Origin of the sequence: Rubellimicrobium rubrum (genome assembly GCF_006152115.1) — a bacterium.
GTDB lineage: Bacteria > Pseudomonadota > Alphaproteobacteria > Rhodobacterales > Rhodobacteraceae > Rubellimicrobium > Rubellimicrobium rubrum.
Map to the genome: position 1 here is coordinate 52,456 of NZ_VDFU01000013.1, position 20,827 is coordinate 73,282.

The window sequence follows — 20,827 nt, forward strand, 5'->3', positions numbered from 1 at the left end:
CTCCCTGAAAGGGGTTTGCAGGCTCACTCGGCCGCCTCTAGCTGTCTGGAATGACGTTCAGGGTCACCGACGATGTCAGCCAGCAGATCTTGGAAATCCGCCTCCGACGCGGCCCATGTGGAGGAGGGCACTTGACGCATGGCTACACCCAGCCGTGCGACATCCTCCGGGCTGATGCCACTCAGGAGGGCTCGGACCGCCTCCTCATCGGGTCGGGGGAGCACCAGTCCTACTCCAAGCCGACGGAGGAAGGATGCGACCTCGGAGCCCTCAAGGGCTAGCGGAACCCGCCCCTGGAGACCCCCTTCGTAGAGGCGATTGGGCAGAAGCCAGTCCGAGTTCTGCCCAGGGTCGTAGCGGTCCACCATCCAAATAATCTGCACCTGTCCATAGATCGTAGCGAGGTCGTCCGGATAGACATAGGACCCGCCGAATGTCATGTCAGGGTTGGCGTCCATGACGGCGTGGAAATCGGGAAGCTTGTCGAGCGCGGGAATGCCGCGGGCGACGATCCGGAACCGGCCCGGCGCGGCCCGGGTCAGGGCATCGAGCGTGCGCAGCGTCCAATCGCATCGAAGGATGCCGAACCAACCGATGGTCAGAATCTCCCCGGCCCCGACGGACACCGGCGACGCCTGTGTGACGGCCCCGGTCACCTTGTTCTCGATCAGGCGCATCGCCTCGGTCGGGAACCCGTGAGGTGCGAAATATTGCCGAACGAAGCCGGGAGAGGACACGAGGACGAGCGACACCGACCGGAACAGCCTGCGCTCCAACGACCGCAGGAGACGGGCCCGCAGGCTGTCACCCAGCATCATGCGATGGATGTCGAGCACCTCGTACACAACCCTGACGGGCGGCCCTGGCCAAAGGCGGCGGGCCCGCATGGCTAGGGCCAGCATCTCGAGGTTGCGGGCCAGGATGACGTCCGGCTTCGACATGCCCTCGAGCTGCTTGCCGAGTCCTGGTGCCGCGCGGCCGACCGTGAGAACGCGCCGGAACAGCCGCCCGTCCTCGGTCGAGCCCAGCACGATCGCTGGACCGCGCAAAGGGCCTGCTCGGCGACGGAACCCGGCGACCGTGATCCTGGCGCCAGCCGTCATGAGCATATGGTGACGACGCCAGATGGCCGCGTCATTAAGGTCGTGGGCCAGGTAGAGGATGTGCGGCTCGGATCCCCTGCCCCGCCCCGTGGCCCGCTCATCGTGCGATCCGTCCTGCGGCCCATTCGAAATCGGCGGGGTCCCGGGCTGGACCGCAGCGGGAAAGTCGATCGTCATACGGGCTCGCTCTCCAACCTGCTTTCGGACACATAACCAATACTGCAAGCAGGGCTGCAGGACCGCAATGCTGGCCGGACCGCGCTCCGCCCCCCTGCAATGGCCAACATGCTGCCCTGCAGCACGGCTGCCGTCAAGAAGTCGGGCCGCTGCACGGGCCGCGAAACGCCCGAGGCGCTTACGGAAAGAACAATAGCGCCCATTCGTCGGGATCAGTGAGGAGGAGGAGGTTCTTCGAAAGACGGACCCTCGCCCGGTCCTGCAGGAACTGGACAGGAATCGGAAAGTCCATGAACAGTCGTGACCTCTCTCCGCTCAGGTCACCCAAGAGCACCAGAAACCCCGTGGGGTCCCCATCGGCTCTGAATTTTCGGCCCCGCTGAGTGCCGCAAGCGGGAAGCCGCCTCGCCGCTAACAACCCAGAGTTGTGCCGCCATCTCGCCAAGTTCTCGCCCCAAACCAAGGCGAGGCTACCGGTGGTTCGACAAGAAACCCCGGTGCGGCGGTGTGGCCAGGACAAGGTCGCGCCCTTTCACCGTGCATGACGTGGGACAGCCAGGAGATGTGCCTCATGCGACAGCTTTGACCTTACGACCCGAGGAGCTCGGCCCCCCCGTACGACGCGTGGCGCGCCTGAGCGCTCGCGGGCTGCCCGCCTCGAAGTGGACGTCCAGTGGTTCCGCACTGTTCGTTCCCCACCAACGCCGGGCGCGGCTGCCCTTGGCGCCTCCCTCCAAGCCAAGGCCAGCCAAAGCCGAGGCACCATCACCGGTCGCACGACGACCATGACAGCGGCTTCGCAGTCGCATCCTCCATCAATCCGATGAGCGCATTCATGCCGACAATCGCCGAACCCCTCGATCTGTACCGACTGGGCGAATCCAGCACGACCTCGAGTTGGCTCGTGTCCGAGTGGGGTGCCGGGCAGACCAACATCATGGACTGGTCGGCCAACAACGTTCGCGTCGCAAGCGATGGCGCGATCGAACTCGTGCTCGACAACGCGCCGACCGGCACCACCGATCCGTTCATGGGCGGAGAGATCCAGTCGACGGCCGTCGCGACGACTGGCACCTGGAGTTGGACCGCTCAGGCGCCCCGCATGGTGGATGGCGCCGTGTTCGGCATGTTCCTGTATCAGGCGGATTGGGCCAAGGATCCTTGGCTCGAGTTCGACTTCGAGTTCGTCGGCGCCGACACGACCAAGGTTCAACTGGCCGTGCACATGGTGGACGCCGCCGGCCAGCACATCACCAACCTGACCAAGATGGTGGTGGATCTCGGTTTCGACGCCGCGCTTGACTTCCACACCTACGAGATCGTGCTGGACGGCACCTCGGCCAATTTCATGGTCGATGGCCGCCTGCTCGAAACCATGGACGGATCCGACATGCCAGGGGGCGTCTGGAACACCGGCGCCCTGAAAAGCTACGTTGATCTCTGGGCTGCGGATTCGCGCTATGACTCCTGGACCGGCGCCTGGGTCGATCCGGACGGGCCGCTGGTCGCCCGGCTGGCGAACGCCACCGTCCAGCCCGGTGTTCTTCCTCCCGCACAACCTGTCATCACGCCCCCCCCGCAGCCGGTCATCACCCCCACCGTGCAGCCCATCGTCGGCACGGCGCTAGACAACACTCTCAAGGGAACCGACAACGGCGAGGTCATCGATGGGCAAGGCGGGCATGACACGCTCCTGGGCGAGGGCGGCAGCGACACGCTCCTGGGCGGGACCGGCGACGATCGTCTGGATGGCGGGATCGGCAACGACCTCCTGCAGGGCGGCGATGGTCAGGACCGGCTTGTTCTGGACGCCGGCAGTGACCGGCTCGACGGCGGAGCCGGCTTGGACTGGGTCGTCGTGACCGGCACGACCAACGCGACGATCAACCTGGGAGCCACGGCCGCGCAGGACACCGGAGCGGGTCTCGACACGCTGGTGGGGATTGAGAATGCCTTGGGCGGGGTGGGGAATGACCGGTTGACCGGATCGGCGGGGGCGAACACCCTGCAGGGCGGAGCCGGGGCCGATACGCTGGACGGCGGCCTGGGTGTCGATCGGATGGAAGGTGGCACGGGCGACGACACCTACCTGCTGTCCGAGGCCGCCGACCTGATCGTCGAGCTTGCAGGCGCAGGCACCGACACGGTCCAGTCCGCCATCGCTACGACCCTCGGGGCGACCCTAGAGAACCTGATCCTGACGGGAGCGTCCGCGATCGGCGGCACGGGCAACACGGGAGCGAACAGGCTGACCGGCAACAACGCCGCGAACATGCTGTCGGGGTTGGCCGGGGCGGATGTGCTGGTCGGCAACGGTGGCAACGACCGTCTCATTGGTGGGGCCGGGGCGGATACGGTGTCGGGCGGAGCGGGCGACGACGTGTTCCGGTTCGCGACAATGAGCGAGCGAGGGGATGTCATCACCGACTTCCGCAACCAGGCGGGCAACAACGACCGCTTCGAGTTCAGCGCTGCGGGCTTTGGCATGGCGGTCGGCACCCTGTCCGCGTCGCGCCTTCAGATCCGGGCCGACAACGTGGCGCAGGACGGCGACGACCGGTTCATCTTCCGCACCACCGACCAGACCTTGTGGTACGACAACAACGGCAAGGATCCGAGCGGCCTGACTCTGCTCGCCGATCTCGACAGCGGCGCGATGATCACGGCTTCGGACTTCATCTTCGTCTGACGCCCGTCCTGCCTCGACGCAAGCCGAAGCAGGTCTTCGTCACGCTGCAGCGGGCCGGCATCGTTCCCTACGGAGCGAGCCGGCTCGCAACCATGTCGCGGTTTCGGACGTGGGGCTTGGACGATACCTTGAAGATAAACAATAACTTGGGGTCGTACAACCGGGTTCCGGCTGCTGGTCATGGTCACGGCATGCGAGTACCCGGATGTATCGCATCGCTGGTGATGCGACACAATGAATCGCAGGTCGATCTGCAGGCTGTAAGCGGGCGCAAGCCAAGGAATTCAGTATACTGCGTGCTGAAATAGAGCCCGCGATCAAGCACGGACGGACCTGCCAGACGTCGCCTGCGCAGCGCCCAGACCTGAGTATCCCGGCAGGTCTGCCCGACAAGTGCCAGCCAAGGTCATGCCTTCATCCAGCTAAAACCAGCCCTGAGTCGGTCACGGCCATTCCGCCGCGGTGGTAGGAGAGCGGCCGTTCATGCGTGGCCTTTGGGGTGTCAGGCGGGTCTGTAACAATCTCCGAAAGCGACGGGCGAAAGCCCGTGCCCTTTGGGCCGTAAGCACGTTTTCGTCCGACCAACTGCCTCAGCCGCATGGCCTGCAAACTTTACGGGCAATCAGCCTGATCTCCTCCCCTCCCTGGTTCCCAACCTTGGCACTGACCCTGCGTAGCCTTCAGGACCAGACGACCAAGCCAGACCACGTGATCCTGAGACTCACGGCAGAGGACCGCGAGAGCCTGCCAGACGAGGGTGCCGCTCTTGTCGATCAGAGGCGCGAGTGTGAAGTCGCGGAGGACGTCCGCTCTTTCAAGAAGCTCATCCCGGCGCTTCGGACCTTTCCCGACAGCATCATCGTGACCGCAAGCGACGTCTCTTACCAGCCGGACTGGCTTATCAGTTCGTGTTTCACGCCAAGGCCACACTGGACGCCATTGTCGGCCTGAGATGCCACATAGCCCGGATCGGTCCCGAGGGGGCACTCCTGCCCTATGGAGATTGGGAGTACGAGACCACCGCTCGTGAGACGCGGAGCACGGCGGAGCGCCTCATCCCGACCGGCAACGCCGGAGTCCTCTGTCCCCCTCGCATCTTTCCGAGCCTGACGCTCGGTGCGACTATGTTCATGGTGCTCTGCCCGAAGGCCAACGACCTCTGGTCCTGCTGGATGTCGCGGGTGGCTGGGATCCAGCGTGTGCAGGGTGCGTACTATCCCTTGATCGTGACGAGCCTCACGCCTGCGCTCTGCGAAACCGCGTTGCCAACTGGCGCAGTAGTGCACCGGCTTCGCGCAGAGTGGACCGACCTGACGAGAACGGGAGGATCAGCAGGATGAAAACGATATAGCATAGTGCCAGAGCCAGGGTCAGCGTCTGGAGTGGCCCGTCGCCCAGATCGGACTTGATCCACCAAGCCGCAGCAAGGCTGCCATACGCGGCCAGCATCATCGGGCCGCAAGATCTGACGACATCGCCCAGACGGATCGGTCCCTTGCGACAGGCGACGACCCACAGGATGGGAGACTTGAGCGTTTCGGATACAGCATAGGCAACAGCCACCCCGAAAGCTCCGTAAGGTAGCCCAAGCAGAAAGGACCCTACCGCGATCACGGCCGAGACCAATCCCCAGGTGGCGTAATCGCCCGATCGACCCTGGCTGATGAACAGCCAGCCGGTCGGATTACTGAGGGTCTGAACCAGGCCGGCAAAGCCCAAGGCCGCGAAGATCATTGCGCTCGGCTCCCACTTCGGGCCGAGCATGAAGGGGATCAGCACATCCGCCATGGCGGTCATGAAGGCGACGCCGGGCAGGCTGGCCAGCAGGGATAGGTTCTGCACTCTCAGGAACGCGTGCCGATAACGGTCGGGCTCTCCTTCGAGCCGCGACAGGGCCGGCACCATGACCTTGGAGAGCGGGTTCGCGATCTGCTGGAGCGGGAACAGCAGCAGCTTGTAGGCCCGGTCGTAGAAGCCCAACTGCAGCTCGCCCCAGGCGCGACCGATCAGGACATTATCGCCGTTCCGGGCTACGAAGTTGGCCAGGTTGAAGCCGGTGATGCCCGCCCCGAACTTCAGGAGGTTTCCCGCCCCTTCGACCCGGCGCGGCATAGTCGGCCTCCACCGCGAAAAGATCCAGGCCAGCGCCGTGGAGAGAACGAGCCCCAGCAGGGTCCCGAAGAACAGCGCCCAGTAGCTTGGACTGACCAGGGACCATGCAACCGCCCCCACCAGCGCCATTCCCGAGTTGACCACCGACACGATCGCAAGCTGCCCGAACGCCATGCGACGGTTGAGAAGCGCAACGTGCTGCGCCCCCGACCCGGCCAACAGGACGGTGACCGAGGTCGCGGCGATCAGAGGTCCGATCCGCGGCTCTTGGTAGAACGACGCAATCAGCGGAGAGGCCAGGGCCAACAGCAGGGCCAAACCGGCGCTGACAGCCAAGTTGATCCAGAACAGGACGTTCACTTCCGATCGAGTCAGGCCCTTCTTCTGCACCGTCGCCTGAACCAGGCCGAAATCCTGGAGCATCATCAACAACGAGATGATGGGGGCGCACATGGCGATCAGACCGAAATCCTCGGGAGAGAGGAGCCGAGCAAGCAAAAGCACGGAGGTGAACTGAATCACCATCTGCGCGGCCTGAGACAGGCCAGTCACGGCGGCGCCCCGTCCTACCAAACGGCGAAGCGAGGCCTCCGGCGGGTCGAATTCGCTCATCGGGGTCATGGGTTGGCAACCCGGCCGATCTGGTCATCGTTGTGCATCAGCATCGCTCAGTCTGGCCGGCTCATCGGGCTTACCCGGGGACGGTCCATCGCCAAGGCATCTTCGTCCGGTTCTGGGGGCGGCTCGGCACTTTGGGCCGGCACGGCTTGGCCACCCGATCTCGTCGAGGGCTGGGGCGCGGGCGGAGGCACCGTCGCGGAAAGCGGCTCGGGGTCCGTCAGAGAGGGTGTGGACTGCTCCGTGGTCGGGGCCGACCGCTGGACAGGAGCGGGAAGATCCGGCTGCTCGAGCCCCACGAGACCCAAGTCCGGCTCGGCTCCGAGCGGAAGGGGCTGGATGACCTCCACGATGTCGCCGGGCCGGAGCGGCACCAGCGAGGCATCCGTGATCCGTCGAAGCTCGCCAGCCTCGAGCCGGAGGACCGACACGTCAGGCTCCAGCGAGGATGATGCATCGCCTGCGGCCCCCAACTCCCGCAGGAGAGCCCCCTGCCCGGCGATGCGCTTGCGTGTCTCCGCCAGCTGGCCCTCGACCTCCTGAAGCGCCTCGACGACCTCCGCCGTTCTGGTGTCCTGAAGGCTGATCCGTTCGCGCTCTGCCGATGCGAGGTTCTGACGAGCCGCCAGCATGGCTGTGGAAACGTCCAGAAGCTGGCTCTCGATGTCGGCGAGAATCCGGGCCGTGTCGAACACGCGCTGGTTTCCCACCAAGCCGCGCTCGGCCAGATCGCCTGCGTTCGCGGCTTCCTCGTTGGCCAGAGAAAGCTGGCGATTCAGGGCGTCGAGCTTCTGCTCCAAGGCAGCGATCTCGGCGGTGTAGAGTTCCGCCTCGCTGTCTATCGCGCTCAGCTCGCGGGCCAAGCGGTCACGCCGGATCTCGAGGAGTTGTTCCTCGGATCGGATCACGTCGGCCCATGCAGGGTCGCGCGGCTCTGCCAGTTGCAGTTCTGTTTGACCGCCCAGCTCTGCCCGCAGACGAGCCCAGCGCCCCACCAGACGCATCTGTTCGTCCTGCAGAACTGCCAGTGCCGTCTGCTGCGCCACGGTATCCCGCCGCAATGACGAGTCGTCGTCGAGCGGGGCACCGGTTCCCCCTGCAAGACCCGCCGCCTGGATCGCGACCATCCCGGGCCTGAACTCGTAGGGGCCCGGCGCCCGGATGTCCCCCGTCACGATGACCGGGGACCAGGCCACGATCTCGACAGTGACGTCCAAGCCATCCACCAAAGCAAGCCTGTCCCGCAGACGTTCGGCGATCTCGCTTTCCAGGTCCTCGGGAGAGCGTCCGGCCGCCTCGACCCGACCGGCGAAGGGCACCACGACCATGCCATCAGGTCCGACGCGATACTCCCCGGTCACGGCAGGCCATTCCTGCACGGTGCGCGACAGGTCATCCCAATTGACCACACGGAGGCTGAGGACGTCATTGGCCGCCATGGGATAATCCTGGGCCATGGACATCGTGGCCGTCGATGCCATCAGGCCGGCGTATGTCAGCAATCGCTTCAGCATCGGGAATCCAGGCGTCGGGATAGGACGAAGTCGGTCCTGCAGGGCGTCACAGCATGGTTTCATCCCGTTCCGGGAAAGGGAAGCCCAAGCTTAGCGACAAAGGTAATTCTGCAACGCTTCACTGGCGCCATGGGGCCGCCAGAAACGATGGGCGGCCCAGCTTGCAGATGTATCGAAATCAAGCGGGATGGATCGGGTCTGATGGCTCGGCCACGCCTGTTGGGCGTGGGCCGAGCCGGGTCGATTCTCAAGGCTCCGCCCTGAGCCTCCGATCTTCGGCTCTGGTCAGTGGCCCGTCCTTTTCAGGACCGCCCCCACGGTCAGGAAAAGGATGTGAACGTCCGTGCGCAAGGAGCAGAGCCTCGCGTAGCGGCTCTCCAGTTGCACGCGCGCGGAGTATTCGAGGTTGTTCCGGCCGGACACCTGCCAGAGCCCGGTGAGACCGGGCGGGCTCACCATGTAGACCCGCTCGAAACCTTCGAACCGCTCCAGCTCCTTTGTTGTGACCGGGCGGGGACCGACAAGACTCATGTCCCCGCAAAGCACGTTCCAAAGCTGCGGCAACTCATCAAGACTCGTGGCCCGCAGAAATGCTCCCAGCCTCGTCACCCGAGGATCGTTCACCAGCTTGAAATTGTCTGCCCACTCCTGCCGGGCCTGGGGATCATTCGCGAGGTGACGACGGAGGATCTCGTCGGCATTGGGGACCATCGTGCGGATCTTCCAGCAACTGAACACCCGCCCATGCAGACCCACACGTTGATGGCCATAGAACGCGCTGCCCCCGCCCAACCGGACCAGCCCGGCCAGCAGCAGGACGACAAGCACCCAGACCGGCGCGAAAGCCAAGATCAGGGCCAGATCAAGGGCCCTCTTTCCGTAGCAACGATAGAACCCATTGTATCCACCCTCTTGGGGATCATTGGCAAAACGGTCGACAGACGACACGGACAGCTCCCAATATCAGGCACAAAACCAGGTGCACGGGATCAACAAGTGAACGCCAACATGTTGCCACAATCATCTGGAGCAAACAAATGCACTTGACCAGCACTTGCCACCACACCGGGACGTTTACAACCGCTTTGACTAGAGTTGTCCGAAATTTTGGGCATAATGCAGCTCATGGTTGCGCAAACTGCCGACTTTTCACGCACTTTCGCTTGGAACCCGCATTCCCTTAGGGCGAGCATTAATCGCCTCAGAGTTGAATGATCTACGAAGCCAAGCCGCAAGCGGTTCTCGCTGGAAACAACTCAGAGGCAATTGATTCATTGGTTCTACAATTGCCTTATTTAACCAGCTCTAGGTTAATTTTATGCCACTTTCATGACAGGATTTTGAAAGTGAGCAATAACAGGGCAGCCTGACCGATTCCTGAGTCCGACACGAAGGCCGAGATCAAGGACCTGAGCCAAGGGCGCGGGCCGAGGCTTCGTCTCGCCGCCCGCTTGCAGAGCGGGCGCAAGCCGACGCTGACTGTTCGGCAGGAGCTTTCCATGCTGCAGCAGACCAATGAGACGCTCGGCCACTCATCCATTGGGCTGGATGCAGACGGTACAAAGCGACGCGGGTCAGTCACTTCGACCCGCAGACAGCAACTGTGGCGTTGACCCGTTTTGCAGCCATCTCTGACCAACGCAGCGTCGAGACCACGGCCAGACGGCAACACCATGGCCGGCTGATTTCCGCTACTTAAGCGATGAGGTTGTCGCCGTTCGTTAACTGAAGTTGACGTCTCGGGAGCACCAGCGCGACCCGTCTGCCGGCATGGTTGCCATATCTGACCAACTACAGCGCGGCAGCGCTGGGTGTTCATAGAAGACCTTCGTTGCGGTCGTTCATGGTCCGCGCTCGGAGAGACTCGGGCGAGAGCGCCACTCCCACTGGGCCGACGCCCAAGCCCGCATCGTTGACCCGGATGCGTTCGTCGATATGGGCTTGGAAGGCGAAAGCATCGGAGTTCCTGCCTCCGCAGAGGATGATGGCACTACGTCCTTGCGGGCTGATCTCGCCCATTCCAGCACCTTTCGCACCGAGGTTGGGCGCTCCATCAGCGCCAACGCCAAAGTCGGGAGGCGGCGGCGTCCAGCCTTTCGGCCGCAGCCCTGGCCAAGGCCGCGGTTCTGCTCCGGGATCCACATGGCTAAGGGACGGCATGACTGCCAATCAAGTCGTCTGGATGGCCTGATGATCAGCCCTGCTCTCAGCAATCCTGGAGAAGGCTGCCGCTGCACCGTTTGGCAGCCCAGTGGCAGCATTTCGCCCTCTGGACCACTCATACGAGTTTAGTTCAGCCCCCGACGGCGCAGCGTAGCCCCATCGGCTTGAAGCCGAGCGGGTCAGCCGGGGGGCCTCACCGCCGAAAGCTGTGGTGTGCGTGATAGTTGGAACCGATGGGCTGAGGTTCAGCCAACACTGGCCAGGACGCAGCAGGCTTGGTGAGCCGGGCCGGTCGCTGGGCGGGGTCGTCGGAAGCCCGTTCCTCAGTCGGTATCATCGTCCATCCCGAGGCATCCCCCCAATGTCGCGCGGGGGAGCTTCCGGGGGGTGGGACGGCCTGATGGAAGACGCGGCTCCAAGAGCCGCGCCTTCCCGTGCCGTCGGGTTGCTGGGTCAACCCCCAGCGGTTTCACCCGTAGCCGCGATGCCGTACTGGACCGCTGTGGCCTGATCGATCTCGCAGACCGCGGTGGGCATCGCCGCGTCGCCGCCTGCGGTGGCTTCTGTGCTGGCGTCAGCCGTCTCCGTCTGGGCCTCCATGGCCATGTCGGCGGCCACGCCGGCGCTGCCCGGCTCGGCGGCGCCAGTTGCGGCATCGGGTGCCATGCCGGCATCGGCGGTCGCGGCATCGGCCGTGCCCTCGGATACCGTGCCCTCGCTGGTCGCGGTCGTGGCGGCCCCCGCCCCGACAGCCGCTTCGGTCGTGGGCTCGGTCGACGCCGTGTCGGAACCGGCATCAGCCGCCGCCGCGGCATCGGCCGGGGCAGCACCGCCTGCCGCGGCATCAGTCGTCGCGCCATCGGCACTGGGATCGGCGGCCACCATGTCGGCGCCCTTGGCATCGCTGTTCATCATGCCTGCGGCCTCAACCACCGCGGCCGCGTCCATGCCGCAGGCTTCGGCCGCCAGCGCCACCGGAACCTGCACCATGGAGCCGCCGACGTTCACCATGACCAAGCCATCGGTCATCGTTTCCTGGGCCAGCGATGCTCCGGACGACGCGATCAGGGCCGCCGCAGACACGGCGGCGAGAGTGCGGATACGCATGAAAGTCCTCCCTTGAGTGAGCCGAGGTTCAGCCTTTGGCCATGGCCCCGGCGCGGGAGTTGACCGATCCTCTCCCAAGGACTGGATCCCGCAGGGTTGGAACCGCCAAGCCGAGCGTCCGTTCCCCGGACCGCACAGAAACCAGTCAGATCGGCGACGAGATGCCGCCCCGGGCACCCGCCGCTGCGGCTGCCTGTCAGGGAAGATCAGCGTCCTTCCCGAGACATGGACATGCCCCGGGAGGCTCGGAGCTAGGCGTTCGACGCAGACCCAAGCACCAACGCGACCGGCACCTCGGATCTGATACGCAGCCAGAGCAGAAGATCGCGTGAAGACAGCGTCTCGCGCAGAGCGATCCGGCAGTCTGCGCCGGGCGGAACGGCGTTCCCGTCCATCCACACCGAAGGGCTCTGGCTGCCACGCCAGTTCCGCACCACCAAGGCCAGGTTCACCAAGGGCGAGCCCCGGCTGGCTTCGACCCGCAGCGAAAGTTCGGCGATCCCGTCCCCACAGTCGAGAACGTAAGCCCGTTCCAGCGCCTCATACCGCCGGGACGTCACACCGGGGGTCTGGACGTCGAGGAGCGGCGGGTTGAGCCAGGAGCGGGCCATCGGCACGAGGTCGCGGGCGCGGTTTCGGGTCAGGCCGTGCAGGTGGACGCGGGTGCGCGAGGTGGGGGTCACAGCGTGGTCCGCCCATTCCAGACCCGACACCAGCGAGGCATGGGAGGCCCGGTCCGCTCCTTCGGCCCAGCGTCCGTCCGAGGGCAGCTCCGAGGTCGGCCAGTGGTTCCACCAGGGCAGGAGCTGGCCCGGCTGGATCTCGGCAGTGTAGGGCGGAAAGACGGGCCGGTCCGAACGCCTGAGATCGCGGGTGAGGCATGGCCCGTCCGGCACGACCACGAAGGGCCGCGTGTCGGATCGGATGTTGGTGAGCTGGATGTTGCAGCGATCCGGTTTGTCGATGACCGGCGGCGGTCCGTCCGCCCAGGAATAGGTGTGCTCCTCGCCGGCCATGTTGGCCATGGTCAGCGCATCCGGGCCGATAACGTCATGCGGTGTCTGACCGGGACCGAGCACCAAGATCGACTCCTGGAATTCATGCGCTTCGAGCGGCTGGCTGGAATGCAGCGTCACGGCCCGCGTGCCGGTCCCGTCAGGGTAGATCGTGTAGATCTCGTCCGAGAAATCGGTCCATCCGGTCACCGGGTCCTTGCGAGGACGGACTCCCATGACGTCCACCAGCGCGTAGCGCCAGTGGATCACGCAGCGGGCCTCGTTCGACTCGATGATCCGGACGTGGGAATAGGCGCAGTGCTTGTCCGACATGGGCTCGGCGCAGCCCGTGGCGCCGTTGCCCCAGGTTTCGTTGAACTCGTTGGTGTACCAGATCCCCTCGGCCGACACCCAGCAGGGGATGTAGTTGGTCCCCCGCCAGAACACGAAGCGGAAGTCCTCGTCGTCGAAGCGAACCACCACGTCGGGATGGTCCCCTACCCGCCAGCGCCGGTCCCAGGCGTCGTAATACTCCAGGCGCGTGTAGAAGGCGCCGAACGTGCCTCGGCCTCCCGGGCCCACAGGAAGCTTGCGCGCCGGCAGCTTCGGCACGGGGCGCGCCGCGACAGCCACCTCCTGGGCTACGACGTCGTCGCGTCGCGCGCCATCCCAGATCGTCACCTCGTCAAGCAGCGCATCGAGGTAGTTGGGAATGGCAAGGTGCGACGCGGGCCGGGTCGAACCCGTCCCCTTGAGGGGGGTCCGCGAACGGCCTATGACGACGGAGCCGTCCGGCGCAGGATGGAATGCGCCCGCATGGGCAATCTCGGCGACGACCACTCCGTCAAGCAGGAGGCGCAGACCCCGGTCCGCCTCGTAGGTTCCGGCCAGATGCGACCAGACCGAGAGGGCAAGGGGCTCGGGCGTGCGCAGGGTCACCATCGCCCCATCAAGCGCCACGGCGAACACCGCCCGTCCTGTCGAATCGAGGGACAGGTGAAACCCCTCCCCCTGACCCGGGGCCATGTCAACGAGCGGGGCAAGGTTCCAGGGCCACGCTCCCGGCGCGACCCAGGCCGTCACGGTGAACGAGCCCGAGGAAAGCGCCGGTCCGCTGGGCCGTTCCAGCCAGGTGGTGAAGCCGTCGAAGCGGAGCGCGAGGCCGCCCCCGACACCGGGCACGAACTCCTGCACGCCACCGACCTGATCGCTTGTCCAAGTCGCCCAGTCCTGGGCCGGGCCACAAAGGCCGCTGTCCCAACTCCAATGGTGGCGAAGGATCGCGTCGGGAAGCTCGGCATTGGCTTGGTTGTTCATGGAGGACCGTTCAAGGGCAATGGTTGACGTCAGGTTGGGTGGGACGCTCCCACGAGCGATTGTCGGGATCCCGTTCGGACCGGTGCCATCCCCAGTCCTGGTCAGAGGTGGCAGCCTGGGCTGACGACGGCAAGCCCAAGGGGCCACGGGACGTGGCTCGACGCAACCACCAACCTCAATCCCCGACACCCGACATCGCGATCCCTGCTCCCACGGGGGTGCCAATCCAATGGTGCATGCCTTCTCGAACGATGAGGCGGCAGAGGGCAGCTCGTCGCGCCCCTGGCCTTGGACTCTGCGGCCACAGGTTACGCCGGCGTGCGATGACGTGCCGGTCGAACCTCGACGGCACTCTGCTACCCGTAGGGAACCAGCCGGGGAACAGGGGTCGCTCATCTACCCAGCAGGCTTCGCCCTCCATCCAGGAAGCCGCGCGTGATGCTGCCCGTCGGAGGCACGAGCGGGATGAGGCAGGCCTGCAAGGCGTGGTATAGGTCCGGCTTGCCGACAAAGACCCGCGACACCGGGCGCAGGTCGGGCCCAAGTTCGGGGAACCAGCCGCCGTGCTCGTGGTCGATGAGGCATCTGGCCGTGAAGTCCCAGACGCGGCGGTACCAAAGTTCGAAGCGCGGGTCCGGGTCGATGGCGGCCAGCGTCGCGGCTGCTCCGATCCCCTCGGCGCAAGGCCACCAGAAACGGTCGGACTGAGCGGGACGGTCATCCCAGTCGAGAGTATAGTAGAACCCGCCCTCGACCGGGTCCCAGCCGATTTCGACGGTGCGAAGGAACAGCGCCCTGGCGGCCTCGGGCAGCCAGTCGTGCTTTTGTCCGCCCAGTTGCCAAAGCTGGACAAGGAGCCGGCTCCATTCGAGCGCGTGACCGGGGGTCGTGCCGGCGGGCCGGAACATGGGATCGCCTTCATAGGCGCGGTCCACCTCCCAGGCGTCCGTGAAGTGCTCCGCCACGCGCCAGCCCTGGGCGCGGGCATGCCGGTCGATGATGAGGCCGGCGATACGCTCGGCCATGGTCAGCCAGCGCGTCTCGCCGGTGGCCTCGAAGGCGGCCATCAGCGCCTCGGTCAGGTGCATGTTCGAGTTCTGGCCTCGGTAATCGCCCAAGGGGTGCCAGTCCCGTCCGTACTCCTCGGTCGTGGCACCGGCCGCGTCGTCCCAGAAGCGGCCAAGGAGGATGCCGGTCGCATCGTCCAGCAGTCGACGCGCGTCAGGATGCCCGACAACGAGGGCCGACGACGCTGCGAGTATGACAAAGGCATGACCATAGGCCTGCTTGGTGCCATCGGTCGGGCCCGAATCGTCCACCTCCCAGACATAGCCGCCCTCGCGCGGGTCGCGATGCGCCGTCCACAGGAAATCCATGCCGTGATCGACCATGCGGTCCGCCCCGGGCAGTCCAAGCTGGTGGGCTATGGCAAAGCAGTGGACCATCCGGGTGGTCTCGTGGAGCTTGCGCCGGGACCCGTTCGGACCGGCGTCGGACAAGGGTCGTCCGTCCTCGGCCAAGTTGAAGAAGCCGCCGCGGGGGTTCAGGGCGTTGCGCTGGAACAATGCGATGAGGCGCTCGGCTTCGGTCAGCAGCCAGCGCCGGTGCACCGGCCGGTCCACCAGCCGCACCCCGTCCATCCCGATCCACGAGCCATCCTTGCTGGACTGCATCCTGCCCCTCCTTCGGTTCCGCGCTCCGGTGCAGCGGCGGGCTCGTGGTACCGAACTCCGGGGTCGGCGGCCAGTCGCTTGGCAAAGCGCCGAGGTCCGGGATCGGGCAGCCTGAAATGTGTCGTCGATGACCAAACCCGTGTCGCGCGATGGTCGGTCGCCAGTTCCGCAGACAGTGCCTCCCAGTCAGTGAAGGACAGGGGCCCGCGCCGTGAAAGTGCCATAGTCATTCGGCCCTGCCTTGCAGATAGCGGCTAGAGGTCGCAATGCCGGTGAGGCAACGCACAGTCCGAGCGGCGCACAGGAGACCAGCGATGCCGCCGTGCTGCGGCAAGCAAGGCGGCCGCGGCTAATTCATGCTTGGCGCGCCAGGAATGATCGCTCCGATCCACCGTTCCTCCCTTCAAGGCTGAGGGCAAGGCACCTCCATCCTCTTCGCGGACCTGGACAGGAACCTTGACGCCCAACTCCGAAGCCGGTCTCTGACAGCTCGACGCAGAGTCCGAGCCTTTTCTGACCCTTGGGCCACCTGTTCTCGCCGCTGCCCGACCGGAACCCACGCAGGGCCCGATACCCGACCTGTTCGGCCATTTCCTGCCCAATCCTGATTTGGATGCCTAAGCTGGATTCGTGGCGACCTATGGCGGCGCCCGCTTGTCTGCCCTGCCTGACCGGGCGAAGCGCGGAGTTCTGATTCCTCATTCCACGACACGCCCGGCGATGGGGCTCACCGTGGCTCTCGATCCCGTGATGGACATTGTGGAAAGACTCAAAGGGCACGGCAGCGGCTGGCGCTTCACAACGATGCTGCGGCAGCGGCACCTTCAAGACCGCCGAAGGCGAACAGGTTCTTGCCTACGCACGATCCGTCACGGGCCTCTTCGTGACTCGCAGGCTCGCTGACATGGTGGGGCCTGAGGAAACCTGGCCGTTCCCTACGATGACCCGAGCAAGGTCAGCTGTCCGCCATGGTCTGCATGGTCGCCCCACGGGCATCCCGGAGCCTCATCACCGCCATCCAGGATCGATCGGACGACGTCCCTACCCTTCCAGAACGCCTCCATCCCCTAGGCCCGATGACCTCCAAGCACAGCCCAACGGCCCAGGATCTCACGTGACGAGCGCCGCTACGCGCAGGGCATTGCGTTATGGCGGCGTCAGAATTCCACCTAGGCTGGACGGCATGACGCATCCGAGAGGCCAAGGACGCCGGCCAGGGCCGCAGCGATCTCATGGGCCTGATAAGGCTTGGGCAGCACTGGCGCATTGGCGAGCAGGGGCGGAACCCTGTCGCGGGCATAACCCGTGACAAAGACCAGCGGCACGCCTCGCCGGGCCAGGATTTCGGCCGCCGGATAGCTCATCTGGCCGTGGAGGTTGATGTCGAAAATCGCGGCATCGCAGTCGCTGACCCGAGCGAGTTCGCTCGCCTCCGCCAGTGTCGACCCGCACGCGGACACCGTCATGCCAAGGTCGTCGACGATGTCCTCGAGTATCATTGTGATGATGGGCTCGTCTTCGATGATGAGCACCCTCTTGCCTGTCAGTCCGCCCAAGTCCCCGCCTCGCACCTCATGGCCCGTTTGGGCCCTGCTCCCGTAGTCGCTTCCATCGCGCAGAGGCAACCCTGCCGAAATGAATTCGCTCTGATCAGACCAGATAGGCCGGGGAACGGTTTGGCGAATGACAAGGATGACCTCAAGGCCCCAATGTTCATGCAGGGTGGCTAAAGGATCGTTCCATGCAGGATGAGCGCCGTTCGACGAACACGAGCTAATCGAGCGATGGTACGCGGAGGTCGACACCTGCTGGCGTCACCTCCCGAGCCTGCGAGAGTGATCGGATAGCTGGCGGGCCGGATCATGGCAGCCCACCGACCGCGATCAGGCGACGATGACGCGGAGGCCGGTGAACGCGAGGCCCGCATCGAGCATGGTGAACCGGACAGCCGTACCGACGAGGGCGGAAGGGTGAGGAAACGAGGTTTATAGTAGTCTTCACAGAGTTGGCAAGTGGCTGTAAAGTCAGTCAGAAGTCGATCAGCGATGCGACCGGGGGCGCCGTTCTGGATACGGCCTTGACCCTGATTGCCGACAGGGCTGCGGGATGTCGGCCAGTTCGAAACCGGCTCGGTCGCGGAGGTCAGCAGGTAGGCAGTCGCTTGAACGTTCGGGAAGCGTTCGGAGCTGTTAATCGCGATGGTCCGCCACAAGGACGAGCGCACCAACCAGGCGGCCCGCTGGACCACGGAGGCCCGCAGCACGGGCGATCTCGTCGAAGGCCTTCTCGGCGACACGTTGGATCAGTAGCCAGAGGTCTACGCAATCGCTATGCTGCTCGACGCCGCCGCCGCCGCGGCCAAAGCGGTGCGGCCGTCGGCGATTGCCTTGTTCATGCCCTGCTGGGTGGGCTTTGAACTGAAGCTACGGTGAGGGTGATGGCCACGCCTTCCGGGCCGAATGTTTAGCAGCGAGGAGTGGACGCTCAACCTCGATGGCTGTCGGGCGCGCCGCCGTTTTCAACAACATGTGGCAGCAACATTGTTGACTGTTTCAGGTGGAATTCTTACTCGCTGCGAGCCCACGCCCGACGGACGCTCCCTGCCATGCCCCCTGACTTTGCTCGCGACCTTGCCCGGTTCGGCTCACGCCCGGCCCTGCTCGTCCCCGGCCACGCCCCATGGACCTATCGGGACTTGGCAGAAAGGGCGGAGAGCATCGCAGACCGTCTTCGCGGACCAAAGCGGCTCGTGGCCATCGAGGCTGCGTCGGACCCTCAAGCCGTCGCAGCCTATCTTGGCGTCCTCCGCGCCGGTCATGCCGTGGCCCTGCTGCCCGACGGCGATGCGGCTGCCCGCGAAAGGGTTGCGGCCCGCTTTTCGCCGGACGCCTGCTTCCGCCGGGTCGAGGGGCGCTGGCGCCTCCTGCCCTCGGGGGTGCCGGCAGGCCCGGAGCCGCATCCCGATCTGGCGCTGCTTCTCCAGACCTCCGGCAGCACGGGGCACGGCAAGGGCGTCCGGCTGGCCGAAACGGCGCTGCAGGCCAATGCGGGTGCGATCGCGGACTATTTGGACCTCGGCCCCGAGGATCGCGCGGCCCTGATCCTGCCGCTGCACTACTCCTATGGTCTTTCGGTGCTGAACTCTCATCTCGCGGTGGGGGCGAGCCTGTGGCTGCATCCGCGCTCGGTGCAGGCTCCGGGCTTTCTCGACGCCATGGCCGAGTCCGGATGCACGAGCCTGGCGGGTGTGCCACACACCTACGACTTGCTGGAAAGCATCGGCTTGCGCGACCATCCTCTGCCCGATCTCCGGTTGATGACCGTCGCGGGCGGGCGCCTCGCCCCCGAGCAGGTCCGGCGGTATCACCAGCATCTGGCCAGCAAAGGCGGACGCTTCTTCGTCATGTACGGCCAGACCGAGGCCACGGCCCGGATCGCCTACCTCCCCCCGCATCTGGCGGATTCCCATCCCGACAGCATCGGCGTCGCCATCCCCGGAGGCGCACTGTCCCTGCGCGGCCCGAACGGCAAGCGGCTGGACGGGGCCGAGGCCCAGGGTGAACTGATCTACACCGGACCCAACGTCATGATGGGCTACGCCGAGGCACGCAGCGACCTGAGCCGCCCGGCCGAGGTTACCGAGCTGGCGACCGGCGACCTGGCGCGACGCGATCCGGACGGACTCTACCGCGTCGTGGGGCGACTTCGGCGCATGTCCAAGATTGCCGGCCAGCGGATCGGCCACGACGCCCTGGAGGCGGCTTTGGCCGAGCGCGGGATCGTGGCGGCCGTGGTGGGTGACGACCGCCGGCTGTTGGTCGCCTTCGCGGGGGACCAGAGCCCGGCAGAGGTCACGGATCAGACCATGCAGGTCTCGGGACTCACGGCCCGGCACATCCTGGCTCAAAGGCTGCCCGAGCTGCCGCGCCTGCCCTCGGGCAAGCCTGACTATGCCGCCCTGCGGGCCGGCCTTGCTCCGCGCGACAGCGACGTGGCGACTGCGTTCCGTGAAGTGTTCCACCCGACCCGACCCCGCCCGGAGGACAGCTTCGCCAGCCTGGGCGGCGACTCGTTGCGCCATGTGGAACTGAGCCTGGAGTTGCAGCGCCACTTGGGGCACGTCCCGGTCGGATGGGAGCGGATGACCTTGGCCGAGCTGGGCACCCTTTCTCCTGGCCAGGCCAAGGGCGCTTCGCTGGGCAGCGACATCGTCCTGCGCGCGCTCGCCATCCTGGCCGTGGTCCTGCAGCACCAGACCGGCTGGCCGGTCTATGGCGGCGCAGCAGCCATGGTCGTGCTGATCGGCCTGGGGATTGGCCGTTTCCAGAGAGCGGCCCTCGTCGAGGGCGACTTCCCGCGGTTCTTCCGGCCCCTGTTGCGGGTGCTCGGCGCCTACTACCTGATCTTGGCGGGCTACGCCCTGGCCTGGGACGAGGTGCCCTGGGCGTCGGTCGCTCTCTTGGGGAACTGGGGGTTTGCCGACCCCGCGCGACACGAGATGCTCCCCTATCTTTACTGGTTCGTCGAAGCCTACACGCAGATGCTGCTCGTCCTCGCGGTACCCTTCCTGTGGCCCGGCGTTCGCCGGGCAGTGGCTCGCGATCCATTCCCCTTTGGCTTGGCGCTGCTCGGTGTGGCGATGGCGGCAAGGCTGGTCGGCCCCGACCTGTGGGACGTAGGGGGGCGCCGAATCTTCACCCTCCCTTGGGTCTTCTTTCTGTGTGCCCTGGGCTGGTGCATCGCGGCGGCCGACACCCTGCGGCGGCGGCTCGTCGTGCTGGCCGCCGCGGCGGTGATCCTGCCGCTCGTCGCCTATCTGGGCGGCAACTGGTATGGCTCGTGGATCAAGTACTCGGCGCTCTTGGGCGTGACGGCATGGCTCCTGTTCGTGCCACGGCTGCGGCTGCCCTGGGTAGCCCAGCGGCCGGTCCTCGCCATCGCGCAGGCGAGCTTCCTGATCTACCTGCTCCACCGGCTCGTGCCCGAGGTGCTGATGCCCGCGCTGGGCTTGAGCGGACCGGGTTGGGCGATCGACACCGCAGCGGTTCTGGGCGGCGTGGGGCTCGGCCTCCTCGCGGGATGGCTGCAAAGGGCCGGGAGCCGACTGATCTCCGATCATCGGAACCGGGGCATGACAAGGCCGTACCGGCCTGTCGGAGCCGCCTAGGGCAAGCATGCCCGTAGGAGCAGTCGCTTGGGCCAGCGGCGCTGGAACCTGCTCGGGCCGTCGCGGACATGGTATCCACAGCATGATCCGACCGGACCCTCTGCGTCTTCGGGACGCCCAGTCCAGGCTCCGGCTCGGACCTGATGAAAGGGAGGTGAGGCAAAGGAAGGCGCACCTGACACTGGCGCGCTG

The 20,827-nt window shown here is 65.7% G+C and carries 11 protein-coding genes; 2 read left to right on the forward strand and 9 right to left on the reverse strand.

The window, feature by feature from the left end; all coding sequences use genetic code 11:
• Positions 1-23: 23 nt before the first annotated feature.
• A complete protein-coding gene (locus FHG66_RS11915) occupies positions 24-1,280 on the reverse strand; it encodes a glycosyltransferase (RefSeq protein WP_139077032.1) in 1,257 nt (418 codons plus the stop codon).
• A gap of 835 nt (positions 1,281-2,115) precedes the next feature.
• Between FHG66_RS11915 and FHG66_RS11920 the strand changes: the two genes are divergently transcribed.
• Entirely contained in the window at positions 2,116-3,969 is a 1,854-nt protein-coding gene (locus tag FHG66_RS11920; protein WP_176556229.1) for a family 16 glycosylhydrolase, read from the forward strand.
• A gap of 1,236 nt (positions 3,970-5,205) precedes the next feature.
• Here FHG66_RS11920 and FHG66_RS11925 read toward each other — a convergent pair.
• The 8 genes from FHG66_RS11925 to FHG66_RS11960 all read right to left on the reverse strand — a co-directional run bounded on the left by FHG66_RS11925 (position 5,206) and on the right by FHG66_RS11960 (position 17,000).
• Complete coding sequence (locus tag FHG66_RS11925) at positions 5,206-6,702, reverse strand: lipopolysaccharide biosynthesis protein (RefSeq protein WP_139077036.1); 1,497 nt, start codon at positions 6,700-6,702, stop codon at positions 5,206-5,208.
• A 47-nt stretch (positions 6,703-6,749) separates the two neighbouring features.
• Positions 6,750-8,213, reverse strand: coding sequence for a polysaccharide biosynthesis/export family protein (locus FHG66_RS11930; RefSeq protein ID WP_176556230.1), 1,464 nt, complete (start codon positions 8,211-8,213; stop codon positions 6,750-6,752).
• A 285-nt stretch (positions 8,214-8,498) separates the two neighbouring features.
• Positions 8,499-9,161, reverse strand: coding sequence for a sugar transferase (locus FHG66_RS11935; RefSeq protein WP_246082571.1), 663 nt, complete (start codon positions 9,159-9,161; stop codon positions 8,499-8,501).
• Positions 9,162-10,028: 867 nt separating this feature from the next.
• Positions 10,029-10,232 carry a hypothetical protein gene (locus tag FHG66_RS11940; protein WP_139077042.1) on the reverse strand — a complete coding sequence of 68 codons (204 nt, stop codon included), beginning with the start codon at positions 10,230-10,232 and terminating at the stop codon, positions 10,029-10,031.
• Between the two features lie 597 nt (positions 10,233-10,829).
• Positions 10,830-11,483 carry a hypothetical protein gene (locus tag FHG66_RS11945; RefSeq protein WP_139077044.1) on the reverse strand — a complete coding sequence of 218 codons (654 nt, stop codon included), beginning with the start codon at positions 11,481-11,483 and terminating at the stop codon, positions 10,830-10,832.
• Positions 11,484-11,734: 251 nt separating this feature from the next.
• Complete coding sequence (locus tag FHG66_RS11950; RefSeq protein ID WP_176556231.1) at positions 11,735-13,795, reverse strand: LamG domain-containing protein; 2,061 nt, start codon at positions 13,793-13,795, stop codon at positions 11,735-11,737.
• 392 nt (positions 13,796-14,187) lie between these two features.
• On the reverse strand, positions 14,188-15,468 hold the full coding sequence (locus FHG66_RS11955) for an AGE family epimerase/isomerase (RefSeq protein ID WP_246082572.1): 1,281 nt from the start codon (positions 15,466-15,468) through the stop codon (positions 14,188-14,190).
• Positions 15,469-16,637: 1,169 nt separating this feature from the next.
• Positions 16,638-17,000, reverse strand: coding sequence for a response regulator (locus tag FHG66_RS11960; RefSeq protein WP_139077048.1), 363 nt, complete (start codon positions 16,998-17,000; stop codon positions 16,638-16,640).
• 1,073 nt (positions 17,001-18,073) lie between these two features.
• Here FHG66_RS11960 and FHG66_RS11965 point away from each other — a divergent pair.
• The gene (locus tag FHG66_RS11965; RefSeq protein WP_139077050.1) at positions 18,074-20,635 is read left to right on the forward strand and encodes an AMP-binding protein; all 2,562 of its coding nucleotides are present in this window, start codon (positions 18,074-18,076) and stop codon (positions 20,633-20,635) included.
• Positions 20,636-20,827 lie beyond the last annotated feature (192 nt).

Bases quoted from the DNA above. Each gene is read 5' to 3' on its own strand.
- FHG66_RS11925 (WP_139077036.1), bottom strand. From the start codon at position 6,702: ATGACCCCGATGAGCGAATTCGACCCGCCGGAGGCCTCGCTTCGCCGT.
- FHG66_RS11965 (WP_139077050.1), top strand. From the start codon at position 18,074: ATGCCCCCTGACTTTGCTCGCGACCTTGCCCGGTTCGGCTCACGCCCG.
- FHG66_RS11930 (WP_176556230.1), bottom strand. From the start codon at position 8,213: ATGCTGAAGCGATTGCTGACATACGCCGGCCTGATGGCATCGACGGCC.
- FHG66_RS11950 (WP_176556231.1), bottom strand. From the start codon at position 13,795: ATGAACAACCAAGCCAATGCCGAGCTTCCCGACGCGATCCTTCGCCAC.
- FHG66_RS11940 (WP_139077042.1), bottom strand. From the start codon at position 10,232: ATGGGCGAGATCAGCCCGCAAGGACGTAGTGCCATCATCCTCTGCGGA.
- FHG66_RS11945 (WP_139077044.1), bottom strand. From the start codon at position 11,483: ATGCGTATCCGCACTCTCGCCGCCGTGTCTGCGGCGGCCCTGATCGCG.
- FHG66_RS11955 (WP_246082572.1), bottom strand. From the start codon at position 15,468: ATGCAGTCCAGCAAGGATGGCTCGTGGATCGGGATGGACGGGGTGCGG.
- FHG66_RS11920 (WP_176556229.1), top strand. From the start codon at position 2,116: ATGCCGACAATCGCCGAACCCCTCGATCTGTACCGACTGGGCGAATCC.
- FHG66_RS11915 (WP_139077032.1), bottom strand. From the start codon at position 1,280: ATGACGATCGACTTTCCCGCTGCGGTCCAGCCCGGGACCCCGCCGATT.